The 16,735-nt window shown below is 72.8% G+C and carries 18 protein-coding genes; 14 read left to right on the top strand and 4 right to left on the bottom strand.

From position 1 onward, the window contains the following. Positions 1-61 precede the first annotated feature (61 nt). The 12 genes from HND91_RS10340 to HND91_RS10285 all read left to right on the top strand — a co-directional run bounded on the left by HND91_RS10340 (position 62) and on the right by HND91_RS10285 (position 13,070). Positions 62-2,698 (top strand): flotillin family protein, encoded by a 2,637-nt coding sequence (locus tag HND91_RS10340; protein ID WP_181706499.1) that lies wholly within the window; start codon positions 62-64, stop codon positions 2,696-2,698. A gap of 4 nt (positions 2,699-2,702) precedes the next feature. Continuing rightward, positions 2,703-3,140, top strand: a complete 438-nt coding sequence (locus tag HND91_RS10335; protein ID WP_181706498.1) for an SRPBCC family protein — start codon at positions 2,703-2,705, stop codon at positions 3,138-3,140. Between the two features lie 6 nt (positions 3,141-3,146). Then, positions 3,147-3,590: an SRPBCC family protein gene (locus HND91_RS10330; RefSeq protein ID WP_181706497.1), complete on the top strand. Its 444-nt coding sequence runs from the start codon at positions 3,147-3,149 to the stop codon at positions 3,588-3,590. 16 nt (positions 3,591-3,606) lie between these two features. Beyond that, positions 3,607-4,425, top strand: a complete 819-nt coding sequence (locus tag HND91_RS10325) for an FAD binding domain-containing protein (protein WP_181706496.1) — start codon at positions 3,607-3,609, stop codon at positions 4,423-4,425. A 15-nt stretch (positions 4,426-4,440) separates the two neighbouring features. Then, complete coding sequence (locus tag HND91_RS10320) at positions 4,441-4,914, top strand: (2Fe-2S)-binding protein (RefSeq protein WP_181706495.1); 474 nt, start codon at positions 4,441-4,443, stop codon at positions 4,912-4,914. Positions 4,915-4,925: 11 nt separating this feature from the next. Beyond that, on the top strand, positions 4,926-6,620 hold the full coding sequence (locus HND91_RS10315) for a xanthine dehydrogenase family protein molybdopterin-binding subunit (protein ID WP_181706494.1): 1,695 nt from the start codon (positions 4,926-4,928) through the stop codon (positions 6,618-6,620). A gap of 1 nt (position 6,621) precedes the next feature. Beyond that, positions 6,622-7,650 (top strand): xanthine dehydrogenase family protein molybdopterin-binding subunit, encoded by a 1,029-nt coding sequence (locus tag HND91_RS10310; RefSeq protein ID WP_181706493.1) that lies wholly within the window; start codon positions 6,622-6,624, stop codon positions 7,648-7,650. 4 nt (positions 7,651-7,654) lie between these two features. Further along, complete coding sequence (locus tag HND91_RS10305; protein ID WP_181706492.1) at positions 7,655-8,536, top strand: AAA family ATPase; 882 nt, start codon at positions 7,655-7,657, stop codon at positions 8,534-8,536. Then, positions 8,533-9,639, top strand: a complete 1,107-nt coding sequence (locus HND91_RS10300) for a VWA domain-containing protein (protein ID WP_181706491.1) — start codon at positions 8,533-8,535, stop codon at positions 9,637-9,639. The genes HND91_RS10305 and HND91_RS10300 overlap by 4 nt, the downstream gene beginning before the upstream one ends. Further along, positions 9,636-10,520: an amidohydrolase family protein gene (locus HND91_RS10295; protein WP_181706490.1), complete on the top strand. Its 885-nt coding sequence runs from the start codon at positions 9,636-9,638 to the stop codon at positions 10,518-10,520. Before HND91_RS10300 ends, HND91_RS10295 begins: the two co-directional genes overlap by 4 nt. An 88-nt stretch (positions 10,521-10,608) precedes the next feature. Continuing rightward, on the top strand, positions 10,609-12,156 hold the full coding sequence (locus tag HND91_RS10290; RefSeq protein ID WP_181706489.1) for an isochorismatase family protein: 1,548 nt from the start codon (positions 10,609-10,611) through the stop codon (positions 12,154-12,156). Between the two features lie 155 nt (positions 12,157-12,311). Continuing rightward, positions 12,312-13,070: an SDR family NAD(P)-dependent oxidoreductase gene (locus tag HND91_RS10285; RefSeq protein WP_181706488.1), complete on the top strand. Its 759-nt coding sequence runs from the start codon at positions 12,312-12,314 to the stop codon at positions 13,068-13,070. An 11-nt stretch (positions 13,071-13,081) separates the two neighbouring features. Here HND91_RS10285 and HND91_RS10280 read toward each other — a convergent pair whose 3' ends face one another. Then, positions 13,082-13,258, bottom strand: a complete 177-nt coding sequence (locus HND91_RS10280) for a hypothetical protein (protein WP_181706487.1) — start codon at positions 13,256-13,258, stop codon at positions 13,082-13,084. Between the two features lie 212 nt (positions 13,259-13,470). Here HND91_RS10280 and ilvD point away from each other — a divergent pair, with 212 nt between their 5' ends. Then, a complete protein-coding gene (gene ilvD, locus HND91_RS10275; RefSeq protein ID WP_181706486.1) occupies positions 13,471-15,144 on the top strand; it encodes a dihydroxy-acid dehydratase in 1,674 nt (557 codons plus the stop codon). A gap of 106 nt (positions 15,145-15,250) precedes the next feature. Then, entirely contained in the window at positions 15,251-15,475 is a 225-nt protein-coding gene (locus HND91_RS10270; RefSeq protein ID WP_181706485.1) for a hypothetical protein, read from the top strand. Between the two features lie 147 nt (positions 15,476-15,622). On the opposite strand, the gene HND91_RS10265 is transcribed toward HND91_RS10270, so the two are convergent. The 3 genes from HND91_RS10265 to HND91_RS10255 all read right to left on the bottom strand — a co-directional run bounded on the left by HND91_RS10265 (position 15,623) and on the right by HND91_RS10255 (position 16,685). Beyond that, on the bottom strand, positions 15,623-15,844 hold the full coding sequence (locus HND91_RS10265; protein ID WP_181706484.1) for a hypothetical protein: 222 nt from the start codon (positions 15,842-15,844) through the stop codon (positions 15,623-15,625). After that, a complete protein-coding gene (locus tag HND91_RS10260; protein ID WP_181706483.1) occupies positions 15,841-16,338 on the bottom strand; it encodes a response regulator in 498 nt (165 codons plus the stop codon). The genes HND91_RS10265 and HND91_RS10260 overlap by 4 nt, the downstream gene beginning before the upstream one ends. A 113-nt stretch (positions 16,339-16,451) precedes the next feature. After that, complete coding sequence (locus HND91_RS10255; RefSeq protein ID WP_181706482.1) at positions 16,452-16,685, bottom strand: DUF6894 family protein; 234 nt, start codon at positions 16,683-16,685, stop codon at positions 16,452-16,454. Positions 16,686-16,735: the final 50 nt, after the last annotated feature.

Below are 16,735 nucleotides of genomic sequence, written 5' to 3'. Positions count from 1 at the left end.
CCGATCGTCCAACGCTCGCAAGAACGGCCCGCGGGGAGGCGGCGCCGGCAGGGAGAGGTCCATGACGGGTCAAATGATCGGAGCGCTGATCCTCTGGCTGATCATCGCCGTGGTGGTCGTCGCCATCGTGGTCTGGCTGGTGAACTGGCTCTACCACCGCTCCTCCAAGGAGGTGGCCTTCGTGCGCACCGGCTTCTTCGGCGAGCGGGTCGTCATCGACGGCGGCGCGTTCGTGCTGCCCTTCGTGCACGAGATCACGCCGGTGAACATGAACGTGCTGCAGATGGCGGTGGTGCGGGCCCGGGAGGACGCGCTCATCACCAAGGACCGCATGCGCGTCGACATCGAGGCCGACTTCTACGTCCGCGTCGCCGCCGTCCGGGAGGCCGTGTCCATCGCCGCCTCCACCCTCGGCCGCCGCACCCTGGAGCCGGAGCGGCTGCACGCGCTCCTGTCCGGCAAGTTCGTCTCGGCGCTCCGCTCCGTCGCCTCCGAGATGACCATGGAGGAGATGCACGAGCAGCGCGGCGACTATGTGCGCCGGGTCAAGGAGGCGGCCGCCTCCGCCCTGGCGCAGAACGGCCTGGAGCTGGAATCCGTCGCCATCACGGACCTCGACCAGACCGACCTCCAGTACTTCAACCCGTCCAACCGGTTCGACGCGGAAGGCCTCACCCGGCTGATTCAGGAGATCGAGGAGCGGCGCAAGCTGCGCAACGACATCGAGCAGGACTCCATGATCCGCATCCGCACCCGCAACCTGGAGGCCGAGAAGCAGGCGCTCCAGATCGAGCGGGAGAGCGAGGCCGCGCGCCTCGACCAGGAGCAGGACGTGGAGATCCGCCGCGCCCAGCAGCGCGCCGACCTCGCCCGCGAGCGGGCGCTGCGCGACACCGAGGCGGAGCGCGCCCAGATCGCCGCCCGGGAGGAGATCGAGAAGACCCGCATCGCCAACGAGCACGCGATCGCCCAGGCCCGCATCGCCGCCGACCGGGAGCTCCGCGCCCGCGAGATCGACCGCGAGCAGGCGGTCGCCGCCGCCGAGATCGCCGCCCGCGAGGCCACCGAGAAGGCCCGCATCGCCCAGGAGCAGGCGCTCACCGCCGCCCGCATCGCCGTCGAGGAGGAGACCCGCCGGCGCGAGATCGAGCGCGCCCGCGCCCTGGAGGAGGCCGAGATCGCCGCCCGCGAGGCGACCGAGAAGGCCCGCATCACCCAGGAGCAGGCCGTCACCACCGCCCGCATCGCCGTCGAGGAGGAGACCCGCCGGCGCGAGATCGAGCGCACCCGCACCGTGGAGGCGGCCGAGATCGCCGCCCGCGAGGCGACCGAGCGCGCCCGCATCGCCCAGGAGCAGGCGGTCGCCGCCGCCCGCATCGCCAACGAGGAGGAGATCCGCCGCCGCGAGATCGCCCGCAATCTCGCCGTCGAGGAGGCCGACATCGCCGCCCGCGAGACCACCGAGCGCCAGCGCATCGCCCAGGAGACCGCCCTCACGGCCGAACGCATCGCCGCCGACCGGACCGCCCGCGACCTGGAGATCGGCCGCAACCGCGCCATCGAGGAGGCGGAGATCGCCGCCCGCGGCGCCGTGGAGGCCGCCCGCATCGGCCAGGAGCGCACCGTCGCGGCCGAGCGCATCGCCGCCGACCTCGCGGTGGAGCGCGAGCGCGTCGCCGCCGAGGAGGCCCGCGAGGTGCTCGGCATCGGGCTGAAGCGCAGCCTGGAGCTCGCCGAGGAGGACCGCGTCATCCGCGTCGCCGCCAAGCGCGTCGAGCGGACCGAGGCGGACCGGCAGGTCCGCGAGGCGGAGATCGTCGCCCGCGAGGCCATCGAGAAGGTGGAGGTCGCCCGCGACCAGTCGGTCGAGGCCGCCCGGCTGGAGCGCCGCCGCAGCCTGGAACAGCTGGAGATCGCCCGCGACCAGGCGCTCCAGGAGGCCCAGATCGCCGCCCGCGAGGATGTGGAGCGCGCCCGCCTCGCCGCCGAGCGCGGCCTCGACGAGGCCCGCGTCCACCGCGACCGCGACCTGAAGCGGCTGGAGATCGAGCGCGAGAAGGCGATCGAGGCCGCCTTCATGGAGAAGGCCATCGTCCTCTACGAGGCGTCCTTGCGCGAATCCGCCGCCAAGGAGGCGGCCGAGATCGCCCGCGCCCGCGCGGCGGAGGCGGAGGAGCGCGTCGCCACCGTGCGCGACACGGAAGCCGCCGCCCGGCGCAAGAAGGTGGAGGTCCTCCTCGCCGAGATGGCCGCCGAGGAGACCCGCATCGCCGCCGAGGCCCAGCGCATCCGCGCCGCCGTGGAGGCGGAGGCCCAGCGCCTCCTCTACGAGACGGAGAACAGCCTCACCCAGGAGGCCCGCCTCGGCATGTTCCGGCGCAAGCTCCTCGACAAGGTCGAGGGCATCGTCCGCGAGAGCGTCAAGCCCATGGAGAAGATCTCCGGCATCAACATCCTGCAGGTGGACGGGCTCACCGGCGGCGCCGCCGCCGGGGCGGCGCGCACGCCCACGGACGACGTCATCGACAGCGCGCTGCGCTACCGCATGCAGGCGCCCCTCATCGACGGCATCCTGAAGGAGATCGGCATCGAGGGCGGCAGCCTCGCCAAGATGGGCGGCCTCATCCGCGAGGCGAGCGATCTCCAGCGCGTCGCCAAGGAAGCCGCTCCCCGGATCGAGAAGCAGGAAAAGGCCTGATCCCATGCCGCGCGTCTACGTCTCCACCGTCGTCGCGGCGCCGCCCGCCCGGGTCTGGGCCCGTGTCCGCGACTTCAACGGCCTGCCGTCCTGGCACCCGGCCATCGCGGAATCCCGCATCGAGGACGGCGAGCCCGCCGACCGCATCGGCTGCGTGCGCGACTTCCGCCTGCGCAACGGCGAGCGGGTGCGCGAGAAGCTCCTCGGCCTGTCCGACTTCGAGCTCTTCGTCACCTATTCGATCCTGGACTCCGCCCTGCCGGTCACCGACTACGTGGCGACGCTCCGCCTCACGCCCGTCACCGACGGCGACCGCACCTTCATCGAGTGGACCGCCGAGTTCGGCTGCGCGCCCGAGCGGGAGGCCGACCTGATGGCGACGTTCGGCGGCGGCATCTTCCAGGGCGGCCTCGACAGCCTGAAACGGCACTTCGGAGGCTGACGCGTCATGCCGAAGGTCGCCCGCTCCACCATCCTGTCCGCGCCGGTCGACCGCGCCTGGGCGGTGCTGCGCGATTTCAACGGCCACGACCGCTGGCAGCCCCTGGTGGCGGCGAGCGTCATCGAGCGCGGCCAGCCGGCCGACCGGGTCGGCGCCGTCCGCCGCCTGCGTCTCGCCGACGGGACGGAGCTCCGCGAGCAGCTGATCGCCCTTTCGGACCTGGAGCAGACCGCCTCCTGGTGCCTTCTCGACACCCCCATCCCGCTCTTCAACTGCGTCGCCCACGTCCGCCTCCTGCCCGTCACCGACGGCGACCGCAGCTTCTGGTCCTTCGAGATGCGCTTCGACACGCGCCCGGGCGAGGAGGCGGCGATGATCCGCCTCGTCGGCGACGACATCATCGGCGCCGGTTTCCAGGCGCTCCAGACCACGCTGTCCACTCCGGCCTAGAGGTTCCGACGCCCCCATGCCGATCACGGTCAAGACCACGGCGACCTTTGCGGAGGCGGCCGACCTCGTCGCCGGCAACCGCGCCGCCCGCTTCCTCGGCGGCGGCACGCTCCTGATGCGCGACGTCAACGAGGGCTCCGTCGCGTTCGAGACCCTCGTGCGCACCACCGAGCCGGCGCGCGCCATCCGCACCGCCGGCTCGCGCATCGAGATCGGCGCCGCCGTCACCATCGCGCAGATCCAGGCGGAGCGGGACCTCGCCTTCCTGCACGGCGCCGCCCGCCTCATCGGCGGCCCCGCCGTGCGCGCCGCCGGCACCGTCGGCGGCAACCTCTTCGCGCCGTCGCCCTACGGCGATCTCGCCACCGCGCTGCTCGCCCTCGACGGCGTCGCCACCCTCCAGCAGGGCGCCAGCCGGCGCGAGATGCCGCTCGGCGACCTGTTCGCCCAGCGCGGCCGCGACCTTCGCGGCGTGGTCGTGTCGGTCAGCATCCTCCGGCCGGAGAGCGCCGACGCCTTCCGCTTCCGCAAGGTGTCGCGCGTCAAGCCGAAGGGCGCGGCGGTCCTCACCATCGCGGCCCACCTGCCCACCTCCGGCGGGCGGATCGGCAAGGCCCGCGTCGCCTACGGGGCGATGGCGCCGACGCCGATCCGCGCCCGCGCGGTCGAACGCGCCCTGGAAGGCCGCAGCCTCGACCGGGACGGCGTCGCCGCCGCCCTCGCCGCCGCCGCGGAGGGGACCGACCCGGCCGACGACGCCATCGCGAGCGCCTGGTACCGGCGCGAGGTGGCGCCCGTCTACCTCCGCCGCCTCCTCCTCAACGAACCGGACTGAGCCGGATCCCGCCCCATGAAGACACCCGTCCAGTTCCGGTTGAACGACCAGCCCGTCGCCGTCTTCGTCGACGGCGGCGACAACCTTCTCACCGCCCTTCGCGACGGCGTCGGCGACGTGACGCCGAAGTTCGGCTGCGGCCAGGGCGCCTGCGGCGCCTGCACGGTGATCGTGGAAGGCGAGCCGCGCCTCGCCTGCATCACCCTCGCGGAGGCCTGCGAGGGCGCCCGGGTGGAAACGCTCGCCGGCCTGAGGCGCGGGCCGGACCTCCACCCGCTGCAGTCCGCCTTCATGGAGCATTTCGCCGCCCAGTGCGGCTTCTGCACCCCGGGCATGATCATGGCCGCGAAGGCCCTTCTCGACCGCAATCCCCGGCCGTCCCGGGAGGAGGTGGTGGAGGCCATCGCCGGCAACATCTGCCGCTGCACCGGCTACGAGCCGATCATCGAGGCCATCCTCGCCGCCGCCGCCTCGGCGCGGCGCTACTGAGGGCGCGCACCATGCTGGAATTCCGCAAGGACTATTTCGCCGACGAGCGCCGCGACGACCTCGACGTCATCGGCAAGGGCGTGCAGCGCCAGGACATGCTCGGCCACGTCACCGGCACCACGACCTTCTTCGACGATCACAAGATGGCCGGCATGGGCCACCTGAAGGTGCTGCGCAGCCCGCACCACCACGCCCGCATCCGCCATATCGACGTGTCCCAGGCCGAGCGGTCGCCCGGCGTGCGGCGGGTGATCCGGGGCGCGGACGTGCCGCGCAACCTCAACACGCTCCTCGGCCTGATCGGCTTCGGCAAGGACGACGAGCCGTCGCTCGCCACCACCAAGGTGCGCTATCGCGGCGAACCGATCGTCGCCGTGGTGGCGGACAGCGAACGCCTCGCCCACGAGGCCCTCGCCAGGGTCCGGGTCGACTACGACCCGCTTCCCGCCGTGTTCGACGTGGAGGAGGCCCTGAAGCCCGGCGCGCCGACGGTCAACGACGTCTACCCCGGCAACGCCTTCGAGTACCACGACCGCTTCGACCACCAGCGCGTCCGCTTCGGCGACGTGGAGGCCGGCTTCCGCTCCGCCGACCACGTGCTGGAGCAGCGCTACCAGATGTCGCCCATCGAGCAGGCCCCGACCGAGACCAACGGGTCGATCGCCGCGCCGGAGACCAACGGCCGCTTCGTCGTCTACACGCCGACCCAGGGCCTCTTCTTCTCGCTCGACACCTGCGCCAAGATCCTCGACGTGGAGTCCAACGCGCTCCACTTCGTCGGCGGCACCGCCGGCGGCGGCTTCGGCGGCAAGGTGGACAGCCTCACCGAGCCGCTCGCCATCCTGGGCGCCATGCTGACCGGCCGTCCCGTGCGCTACGTGCTCGGCCGCGAGGAGGAGATGCAGTTCGGCGGCCCCCGGTCGGGCGAACGCATCGTCATCAAGGACGGCCTGATGCGCGACGGCCGCATCGTCGCCCGCAAGGTCACGGTCTGGTTCGACAGCGGCGCCTACACCCGGCTCACCAGCTACGGGGCGGTGAAATGCGCCGCCCACGTGCCCGGCCCCTACACCATCCCGGCCGTCCACGGCGACTTCTACTGCGTCTTCACCAACCGCACGCCGGCCACCGCCATGCGGGGCTTCGGCGTCACGGGCGTCGATTTCGCGCTCGAATGCCAGATGGACAAGCTCGCGGCCCTCGCCGGCATGGACCCGATGGAGTTCCGCATCCTCAACGCCTACCGGGACGGCGACATGAAGGCCCACCGGCGCGAGGCCAAGAACACCGCCCTCGTCGAATGCGTCCAGGTCGCCGCCGAGAAGGCCCGTTGGCCGATCCGGGAGGAGTTCCGGCGCGCCTCCAGCCGCACCGGCGGCGGCGGCGAGCGCGCCCGCATCCCGCCGACGCCGAAGGACACGAGCCCGCCGAAGCGCACCGCCGGCGGCTCGACCTACACGCCGTCCGTCGCCCCGCCGCCCGCCTCGTCATGGGACCGCCCGGCCGCGTCCCCGCCGGCGACGCCCTTCCAGGAGCGGTTCGCCATGCCGCCCCCGCCCCCTGCGCCGATGCCCCGGCCGGCCTCGTCCCAGCCGCCCGCGCCGCCGCCGCCCGAGCCGGCCGACCGCCGCGAGCCGCCCCCGCCGGCCGCGCCGGGCCCCGGCACCACCCGCTTCTCCTCCGTCTTCGGCACCAGGAGGCGCTGACATGTCCAGGCACCGCGGCCGAGGCATGGCCTCGATCAACTACCCCATCGGCATGAACCTCGGCGGAGACCCGAGCCAGGCGCTCGTCCACTCCAACCCGTCCGGCAAGTTCACCGTCGCGCTCTCGTCCATCGACCTCGGCCAGGGCATGAAGCAGGTGACGCGCCAGATCTGCGCCGAAACCCTCGGCATCCCGATCGAGGACGTCTTCGTGGACACCGCCGACAGCGACACCGGCCCGCACTGCATGGGCTCGTTCGCCTCCCGGGGCACCCACCGGGCCGGCAACGCGGTGCTCGCCGCCGCCAGGGAGGCACGCGGCGTGCTCCTGGAGGCCGCCGCCGAGGAGTTGGAGGTGGATCCGGGCGATCTGGAGACCGACGGCCGCGGCACCATCCGGGTCCGCGGCGCGCCGGGCAAGTCCATCACCGTCAAGGAGGCCGCCCAGGCCGGCCAGTTCAAGCAGGGCCGCACCATCGCGGGCCGGGGCATCTTCCTGGTGCCGCTGTCGCCGGTCGATCCGGAGACCGGCGAGATGTCGCCCGCCACCTGCTACGCCCACGCCGCCATGGTGGCGGAGGTGGAGGTCGACGACGAGACCGGCGTCGTCACCGTCGTCCGCCTCGACAGCGCCTACGAGCTCGGCCGCGCCCTCAACCCGCGCATGGTGGAGCAGCAGCTGGTCGGCGGCGCCTGGATGGGCGTCAGCCACGCGCTTTACGAGACGCCGGAGCCCTACTATCCGGACCCGAAGGCCGGCGGCCGCGACTTCGTCGAATACCTGATGCCCGGCCCCGGCGACATCGCGCCCCACGACATCGCCGTCCTGGAGCGCCCCGCGCCGGACGGCCCCTACGGCGGCAAGGGCCCCGGCGAGATGTGCGCCAACCCGGTCATCCCGGCCGTCGCCAACGCCATCTTCGACGCGGTCGGCGTCCGCATGGACACGCTGCCGATCACGCCGGAGAAGGTGCTCCGGGCCCTGAAGGCCCAGGGCGGCGCCCGGCCGCAGCACCGCGCGGGCCGGTGACGCCATGGCGATGCGCCGGGAAATCGTCGGGATCGACGGGCCGGAGGCGCTGGAGCGCGCGCTCCGCGCCGCCTACTACGTCGCCGACGACCGCCTCGCCACCGCCGCCTACCTCGCCCTCGCGCTCGGCAAGCCGCTGCTCCTGGAGGGCGCGCCCGGCGTCGGCAAGACGGAGGCCGCCAAGGCGATCTCCGGCATTCTCGGCCGCGGCCTCATCCGCCTCCAGTGCTACGAGGGCATCGACGCGTCGGCGGCCCTCTACGAGTGGAACTATCCCCGCCAGATGCTCGCCATCCGCCAGGCCGGCGACAAGCCGGTCGACGTCTGGAAGGACGAGTTCCTGATCGAGCGCCCCATGCTGGCCGCCCTCCGGGCGCCCGAACACCTCGTCCTCCTCATCGACGAGATCGACCGTGCCGACCACGAGTTCGAGGCCTTCCTTCTGGAATTCCTCTCCGACTTCACGATCTCCATCCCGGAGCGCGGCACCCTCAAGGCCTACGAGCGGCCGGTGGTCATCCTCACCTCCAACCGCACGCGCGAGCTCCACGAGGCGCTCCGCCGCCGCTGCGTCTACCACTGGATCGACTATCCGGATCCGGCCCGCGAGGCCGAGATCGTCATGCTGCGCGCCCCCGGCATCGCCGAGGCGACCGCCAGGGCCGTGGTCGCCGCCGTGGCGCGCCTGCGCCGCGAGCCGCTGGTCAAGCCGCCCGGCGTCGCCGAGACGGTCGACTGGGCCGAGGCCGCCACGCTCCTCGCCGAGCGCGGCTCCCCCTGGCCCGTCGCCTTCCGGCGCGCCATCGGGGTCGCCCTCAAGGACGAGGAGGACCTCGCCTACATCGCCCCGCGGCTCGACCAGATCCTGGCGGAGGCGGTCGGATGACCGCCCTTCCCCGCCCGCTCCGCCCCTTCCTCCGCTTCCCGCGGGTCCTCCGGGACAACGCCTTTCCGGTCGCGCCCGAGCAGGTCACCGGCTTCCTCGCCGCCGTCGATCTCCTCGGCCCCCGCTCCGTCGCCGACGTGCGCGCCGCCGCCCACGCGCTCCTCGCCCCGCCGCCGGAGCGCCGCGCCGCCTTCGACGCCCTCTTCGACGCCGTCTTCCTCGGCGAGGCCGCCGACCGTCCGGCCGACGCCGAGGCGGACGACGAGCTGCGCGTCCAGGACGACGAGGACGACGGCCTCCTCCACCCGGACAGCGGCGAGGAGAACCCCTCCGGCGAGGCCGCCACCGCCGCCGAGGTCCTGTCCCGCCGCCGCTTCGCCGGCGAGACCGAGGCGGACAGCCTGCGCCGCCTCGCCCGCGCCGCCCCGGCCGCCCTGCCGCGCCGGCGCGGCTACCGCCGCCGGGCCGCCCGCCGGGGCGGCCTGCCGGACCTTCGCCGCACCCTCCGCCAGGCGGCCCGCACGGACGGCGAGGCGCCGCGCCTCTTCGCCCGCCGCCGGCGCAAGCGCCAGCGGCCCGTCCTCGTCCTCATCGACGTGTCCGGCTCCATGAAGGCCCGCACGGAGGCGCACCTGCGCTTCGCCCACGCGCTCGCCCGCGCGGTGGACCGGATCGAGGTCTTCACCTTCGGCACCCGCCTCACCCGCCTCACCCGGGCCATGCGCCTGCGGAACGCCGACCAGGCCCTGGTCGCCGCCGCCGCCATCGTGTCCGACTGGGACGGCGGCACGCGCATCGGCGACGCCCTGCGGGCCTTCCTGGCCGTCCCGCGCTTCGCCGGCTTCGCCCGGGGCGCCGTCACCCTCGTGCTCTCCGACGGCCTGGAGCGCGGCGATCCCGCCGCCATGGTGGACGCGGTCACGCGCCTGTCGCGGCGGGCCTGGTCCATCTCCTGGCTGACGCCGCTGGCCGCCGATCCCGGCTACCGGCCCGAGACCCGCGCCCTCAAGGCCGTCCTGCCGCTCGTCGACACCCTCGCCGACGGCTCCTCCACCGAGCGGCTCTGCGCCCACGTCCTTTCGCTAGCCCGGAGCGCCGCATGACCGTCGTCGACGCCCACCACCACGTCTGGCGGCAGGCGGACCTGCCCTGGCTCCTCGGCCCCATGCAGCCGCGCATCTTCGGCCCCTACGAGCCGATCCGCCGCGACTACCCGATGGCCGAGTATCTCGCCGACATCGCCGGCCTCGGCATCGGCAAGTCGGTCTACGTCCAGGCCAACTGGGCGAAGGACCGGTTCGAGGACGAAGCCGCCTGGGTCTCCTCCGTCGCCGCCGAGACCGGCTGGCCCCACGCCATCGTGGCCTACGCGGACATGACCGTCCCGGACGCGCGGCCTGCGCTCGACCGCCTCGCCCGCCATCCGCTCGTCCGCGGCGTGCGCATGCAGCTCCACTGGCACGAGAACCCGCAATACCGCTTCGCCGCCGGCCCGGATCTCGCCCGCGACCCGGTCGTCCAGGCCAACGTCGCCCGCCTCGCCGACTACGGCTGGAGCTTCGATCTCCAGGTCTTCGCCCCCCAGATGGCCGGCGCCGCCGACCTCGCCGACGCCTGCCCGGACGTGCCCTTCGTCCTGCAGCACGCCGGCATGCTGGAGGACCTGTCGGAGGCCGGCCGCGCCGCGTGGCGGGGCGGCATGGCCCTCCTCGCCGCCCGGCCGAACGTCGCCGCCAAGCTCTCCGCCTTCGGCACCTTCGTGCACCGGGTCGACCCGGACCTCGTCGCCTTCATCACCCGCGAGACCGTCGCGCTGTTCGGCCCGGACCGCTGCCTGTTCGGCACCAACTTCCCCATCGAGAGGCTCTGGACCGACGCCGGCACGCTCCTCCGCGCCCATCAGGACGCCACCGCCCACCTGCCGGAGGAGGCGCGCGCGATGATCTTCGCCGGCACCGCGACCCGCCTCTATCGCCTGGAGTGACCATCCGGGCGGCCGACGACCTGCAGAGACCGACCAAGACGAAGCGACCGTCACGAAACGAGCGACAAGAACACCGGTGGAGGGAGCCATGGTCCATATCGCGTTGAGCCGTGCCTTCGAAGACCTACTCGACGTTTCCCGGGACGCGCAGCGGATCGTCTCCGGCTGCCGGTTCACCGAGGGCCCGGTCTGGCACCCGGTGGAGAATTTCCTCCTCTTCTCCGACATGCCGGGCGACGTGCGCCGCCGCTGGGACGAGCGGGGCGGCACGCGCGAGGTCATGCGCCCGTCCAACAAGTGCAACGGCATGACCTACGACGCCGAACTCGACCTCATCGTCTGCGAGCACGCCACCTCGCGCCTCGTCCGCGAGCGCCGGGACGGCCGGCGCGAGGTCCTCGCCTCCCACTTCGAGGGCCGGGAGCTGAACAGCCCGAACGACGTCTGCGTCCACTCCTCCGGCGCCATCTACTTCAGCGACCCGTGGTACGGCCGCATGCCGGGCTTCGGGGTGGAGCGCCCGCGCGCGCTCGGCTTCCAGGGCGTCTACCGGGTGGCCCCCGGCCGCGGCCCGGACCTCCTGGTCGACCGCGCCCTCTTCGGCCAGCCGAACGGCCTCTGCTTCTCGCCCGACGAGAGCCGCCTCTACGTCAACGACACCGAGCAGGCGCTCATCCGCGTGTTCGACGTCCGCCCCGACGGCACGCTCTCCGCCGGCCGCATCTTCGCCGACGGCCTCAGGTCCGACGCGGAGGGCGGCGTGCCCGACGGCATGAAGTGCGACCGGGACGGCAACGTCTGGTGCACCGCGCCCGGCGGCGTCTGGGTCTTCGCGCCGGACGGCGCCCTCCTCGGCAAGGTCCGCGTGCCGGAGGTCGTCGGCAACCTCCATTGGGGCGGGCCGGACTTCTCCATCCTCTATCTCTGCGCCTCCACGTCGGTCTATCGTCTCCCGACCAGAACCCGCGGAAGGACGGAACCTTTCATGGCAGCCAGCACGCCCCCCGCCCCGCTCTCCGCCGACGCGTCGAGCGGCATGCGCCTCGATCCCCACCGCACGGCGCTGATCATCCAGGACATGCAGAACGACGTGGTGATCGAGGGCGGCGCATTCGCGGCCTCCGGCTCGCCCGACCACTGCCGCCAGCAGAACGCCGTCGCCAACATCCGCAGGCTCGCCGACGCGGCCCGCCGGGCCGGAGTCATGGTCGTCCACGTCTGGTTCGTGGTCGACCAGGGCGCCCCCGGCCTCACCCTCAACGCGCCCCTGTTCGAGGGCGTGATCGACACCAACGCCCTCGTCCGCGGCACCTGGGGCGCCGCGCCCGTCGCCGGGCTGGAGCCCCAACCGGGCGATTTCGTGGTGGAGAAGATGCGCATGTCGGCGTTCGAGGGCACCATCCTGGAGACCATCCTCAAGGCCGGCAACCGCGACGTCCTCATCTCCACCGGCGCCTGGACCAACATGTCGGTGGAGCACACCGCCCGCACCGGCGCCGACAAGGGCTATTTCGTCGTGGTGCCGGAGGACTGCTGCTCCACCATGAACGCCGACTGGCACCGGGCCTCGATCGACTACGCCCTCCAGAACGTCGCCGTCGTCACCAAGGCCGACGAGGTGATCGCCGCCCTCTGACGCCGCCGTCCGACGCCGGCCGTCCGCCACGCGCCGGCCACCCGCCCGCCGGGAGCCGGACCTGACCGGCCCCGTCCGGCGACACCCGCCGCCCCTTCACGCCGGCCGTGCCCGTCCCGGCCGTCGCATCTGCCGAACCCGCGAGAGTGCAAGCCATGCCGAGACAGACCACCCAGCACGATTTCACCGGCCGCGTCGCGGTGGTCACCGGCGGCGCCCAGGGCATCGGCCTCGCGGCCGCGCGCCGTCTCGCCGGCTCCGGCGCCCGGGTGGCCATATGGGATCTGGACGAGCCCGAGATGGCGCGCGCCAGGGACGCCCTCGGCGGCGACACCCTCGCGGTCCGCTGCGACCAGGCCCGCTGGGAGGACGTCGAGGCCGCCGCCAAGGCCACCGAGGCGGCCTTCGGGCGCGTCGACATCCTGGTCAACAACGCCGGCATCGCCGGCCCCGCCGCGCCCCTCGCCGCCTACGACCTCGCCGCCTGGCGGCAGGTGATCGACATCGACCTTCACGGCGTGTTCCACTGCTGCCGCGCCGTGGTGCCCGGCATGGTGGCCCGCAACTACGGCCGCATCGTCAACGTGTCGTCCGTCGCCGGCAAGGAGGGCAACCCGAACGCCGCCGCCTATTCGGCCGCCAAGGCCGGCGTGCTCGCGCTCACCAAGTCCCTCGGCAAGGAACTCGCCGCCTACGACATCGCCGTCAACGCCCTCACGCCCTCCCCGGCGAAGACCCGCATCCTCGACCAGCTCACCCCGGAACAGGTGTCCTACATGCTCGGCAAGGTGCCGCGCGGCCGCTTCGTCGAGGTCGACGAAGCGGCCGCCATGATCGCCTTCATGGCTTCCGACGAGAACAGCTTCACCACCGGCGCCACCTTCGACCTCTCCGGCGGCCGCACCACCTACTGAGCGCACGGCCCTCAGGCCCCGCGACCGCGACCCATCACGACGCACCAGACCCGCCCCAGACCGATCGCACTCCCGCCCGAACCACCGTCCGTCACGGTCTGCATGAAGCGGACCATGACGACGTGACGGAACCACCACGCGCCAACCACCATCCCGCCCGAACCACCATCCGTCATGGTCTGCTTCACGCAGACCACCCACGCATTCCACCACCCGCCTCCGCCGGCCGAAATGCGTGACTGGTCCGCCTGAAGCGACCCATCACGACGCACCGGAACCGCCCAACACCACCACGCGCCTGTCCCGCCCCGCCCGATCGCGGCTCTTCCCCCCACGAGGTCCATTCCACACCACCCCCACATGCCCTACCTTCGATCCCACCAGCGAGGGAGGGTCGGGCATGGCCGGGAAACTCAGGTCCAGCAACATCGTCGAAGGCGTGGCGCGGTCCCCCAACCGGGCCATGTACTACGCGCTCGGCTATCAGCAGGCCGACTTCCAGAAGCCGATGATCGGCATCGCCAACGGGCATTCCACCATCACGCCCTGCAACGCCGGCCTCCAGCCGCTCGCCGACGCGGCGGTCGAGGCCGTCCGGGCGGCCGGCGGCAACCCGCAGGTGTTCGGCACGCCCACCATCTCCGACGGCATGGCCATGGGGACGGAGGGGATGAAATACTCCCTCGTCTCCCGCGAGGTGATCGCCGACTGCATCGAGACCTGCGTCCAGGGCCAGTGGATGGACGGCGTGCTCGTGCTCGGCGGCTGCGACAAGAACATGCCCGGCGGCATGATCGGCATCGCCCGCTGCAACGTCCCGGCGGTCTACGTCTATGGCGGCACCATCCTGCCGGGTCGCTGGAAGGGCGAGGACCTGTCCATCGTGTCGGCCTTCGAGGCGGTCGGCTCCTTCATGGCCGGCAGGATGAGCCGGGAGGATTTCGAGGGCATCGAGCGCAACGCCTGCCCGTCCACCGGCTCCTGCGGCGGCATGTACACCGCCAACACCATGAGCTCGTCCTTCGAGGCGCTCGGCCTCTCGCTGCTCGGCTCGTCCACCATGGCGAACCCGGATCCGGACATCCGCGGCGGCGCCGCGCGGGCCGCCGAGGTGCTCGTCGCGGCGGTCCGGGCCGAGATCCGCCCGCGCGACATCATCACCCGCCGGTCGATCGAGAACGCGGTCGCCCTCATCATGGCGACCGGCGGCTCCACCAACGCGGTCCTCCACTATCTCGCCATCGCGCGCGCCGCCGAGGTGGAGTGGACGCTCGACGACTTCGAGCGCATGCGCCGCAAGGTGCCGGTGCTCTGCGACCTCCGCCCGTCCGGCCGCTACATGGCGGTGGACCTCCACCGGGCCGGCGGCATCCCGCAGGTGCTGCGGCTCCTTCTCGACGCCGGCCACCTCCACGGCGACTGCCTCACCGTCACCGGCCGCACCCTCGGCGAGGAACTCGCCGCCGTCCCCGCCGCCCCTGACCCCGGCCAGGACGTCATCCGCCCGGTGGACCGCCCGATCTACGCGGAGGGCCACCTCGCCATCCTGAAGGGCAACCTGGCGGAGGACGGCGCGGTCGCCAAGATCTCCGGGCTGAAGAACCCGGTGATCACCGGCCCCGCCCGCGTCTTCGACGACGAGCAGTCCGCCATGGACGCCATCCTGTCCGACCGGATCCGCCCCGGCGACGTGCTCGTCCTGCGCTACCTGGGGCCGCGGGGCGGCCCAGGCATGCCGGAGATGCTGAGCCCCACCTCCGCCATCATCGGCCGCGGCCTCGGCGAGAGCGTCGGCCTCATCACGGACGGGCGCTTCTCCGGCGGCACCTGGGGCATGGTGGTCGGCCACGTATCCCCGGAGGCGGTCGACGGCGGCACGATCGCGCTCGTCGAGGAGGGCGACGCGATCACCATCGACGCCCACCAGCTCCTCCTCCACCTCCACGTGGACGACGCCGAGCTCGCCCGCCGGCGGAGCGCCTGGACCCGGCCCGCGCCCCGCTACACCGGCGGCGTCCTCGGCAAGTTCGCACGGCTCGCCCGCCCGGCGAGCGAGGGCGCCGGAACCGGCTGACGCCCCCCTGGGGCCTGCGGCCGGTCCCGGTCCTAACGCATGTGAGTGCCGTCCCCTCCGCGTTTCGCCAAGGATCGCCTCCTGGTGATCGGAGGGGCGGCCCATCATGACGGCGCGGATCGTTTCCATCGTCCTCGGCGGACTGCGGTATTCCGCAAGCTACACCCGGGTCGGCGACCGGATCGACCTGACCACTGGCCTCGCCAGGATCAGCCGGCCGATCGGCGACGACACGGAGGAGAAGGCCGCCGAGAAGGCGCTCCTGCAGCTTCTCGTCGACCACCCGAACACGCCCGGCGTCCCCGTCGCGCTGCCGACCGCGCCCGAGTGACCCCGAGTGACCCCGGCCGGGCCCGCGGCGACCCCTGGAGCATCGTCCGAACAGGCTGCACGACGTGATCGATGAGCGAACGCTCCAGGCGGTCGAGACGGAGCGGCTTGTTGCCGGCCCGACGAGTCCGTCAGGTTGGGAAGCGCTCTATCGGTCGCCCGGCTCGTCGATGTCGGCGGCGCTCAGGCCCAGCGCGTCGGCGCGGCTGCGGCCGGAGGCCGTGATCCGGAGCTTGTTGCTCACGTAGTCCGCGTAGCCGAGGCCGGTCAGTTCCTCCACCAGCGCGCGGTTGCGGCTGTTCAGCTGCCCCAGATAGTTCAGCGCCAGGAGCGCGATCCGGGCGGGGCGCGACATGGACGGCGTCGTCATCGCGGCACTCCGTCCGGCCCGCCGGACGACGGCCGCAGCCCCGCGTAGCGGCCGCCCTGACGCTCCGGCGTCGGCGTCGCCACGGCGGCCTCGATGGTGCGGACCAGCTGGGCGTTCGTGTAGGGCTTCATGAGGATCCGGACGCCGTCCCGGCCGTGACGGGCCGCCGCCTCGGAATCGCCGGTGATCACCACCAGCACGTGGTGGGTGCTCGTCACATCCGAGGGCCGGATGTCCGTGCGCAGCAGGATCGACAGGTCGCTCACCACCAGGTCCGGCTGGAGGTCCGCGATCGCCGTCACCGCCTCTATGCCGTTCGTCGTCACCACGGTCACGTCGCAGCCGAACTCGGCCGCGAGGAGATCGTGGAGATCGAGCGCGATGACGTGATTGTCCTCCACCACGACCGCGCGGCGGATCCGGCCGGTCTCGACGGCCGTCGTCCGACGCGGGAGACGTGCCGTCCAGCATCCATGGTCGGGACTGTGATGCATGCCGTGTCCGTTTCTTCGAAAGCGGGGCGAGGCCGGGCCAGCCACCGCAACTCCGCCGTTCGTGCCATGGCCGGCGCACCCGTGCCGCAACATGTGTTAACGGCGCGGTCCGGTCAGCCGGGCCGTTCGGATCCGAACTCCAGGAAGGCGCGGTAGACGACGCGGCCGGACTCGTCCCGCACGTCGAGCGAGAGCCGGCGGTGGCCGCCGTTCGGCAGCGCTTCCAGGGCGAGCGAGGCCAGCGTCTTGGCGCCGATCGCCTGCGCCTCCTCGAGCGTCCGGAAATGGACGCCCTCGTCGTCCGTCACGGCCCCGTCGCCGTCGTCGATGTCGAAGAAGTAGCGCATCACCGGGTCTCCGGCGGGGCGTGTCGGTCCCGCCCCTTGAACGACGCCGC

It is taken from the genome of Chthonobacter rhizosphaerae (genome assembly GCF_013839525.1).
GTDB classification, from domain to species: Bacteria; Pseudomonadota; Alphaproteobacteria; order Rhizobiales; family Pleomorphomonadaceae; genus Chthonobacter; species Chthonobacter rhizosphaerae.
Note: the sequence above shows the minus strand (reverse complement) of the source record. Positions and strands in the feature narration are given on the sequence as shown.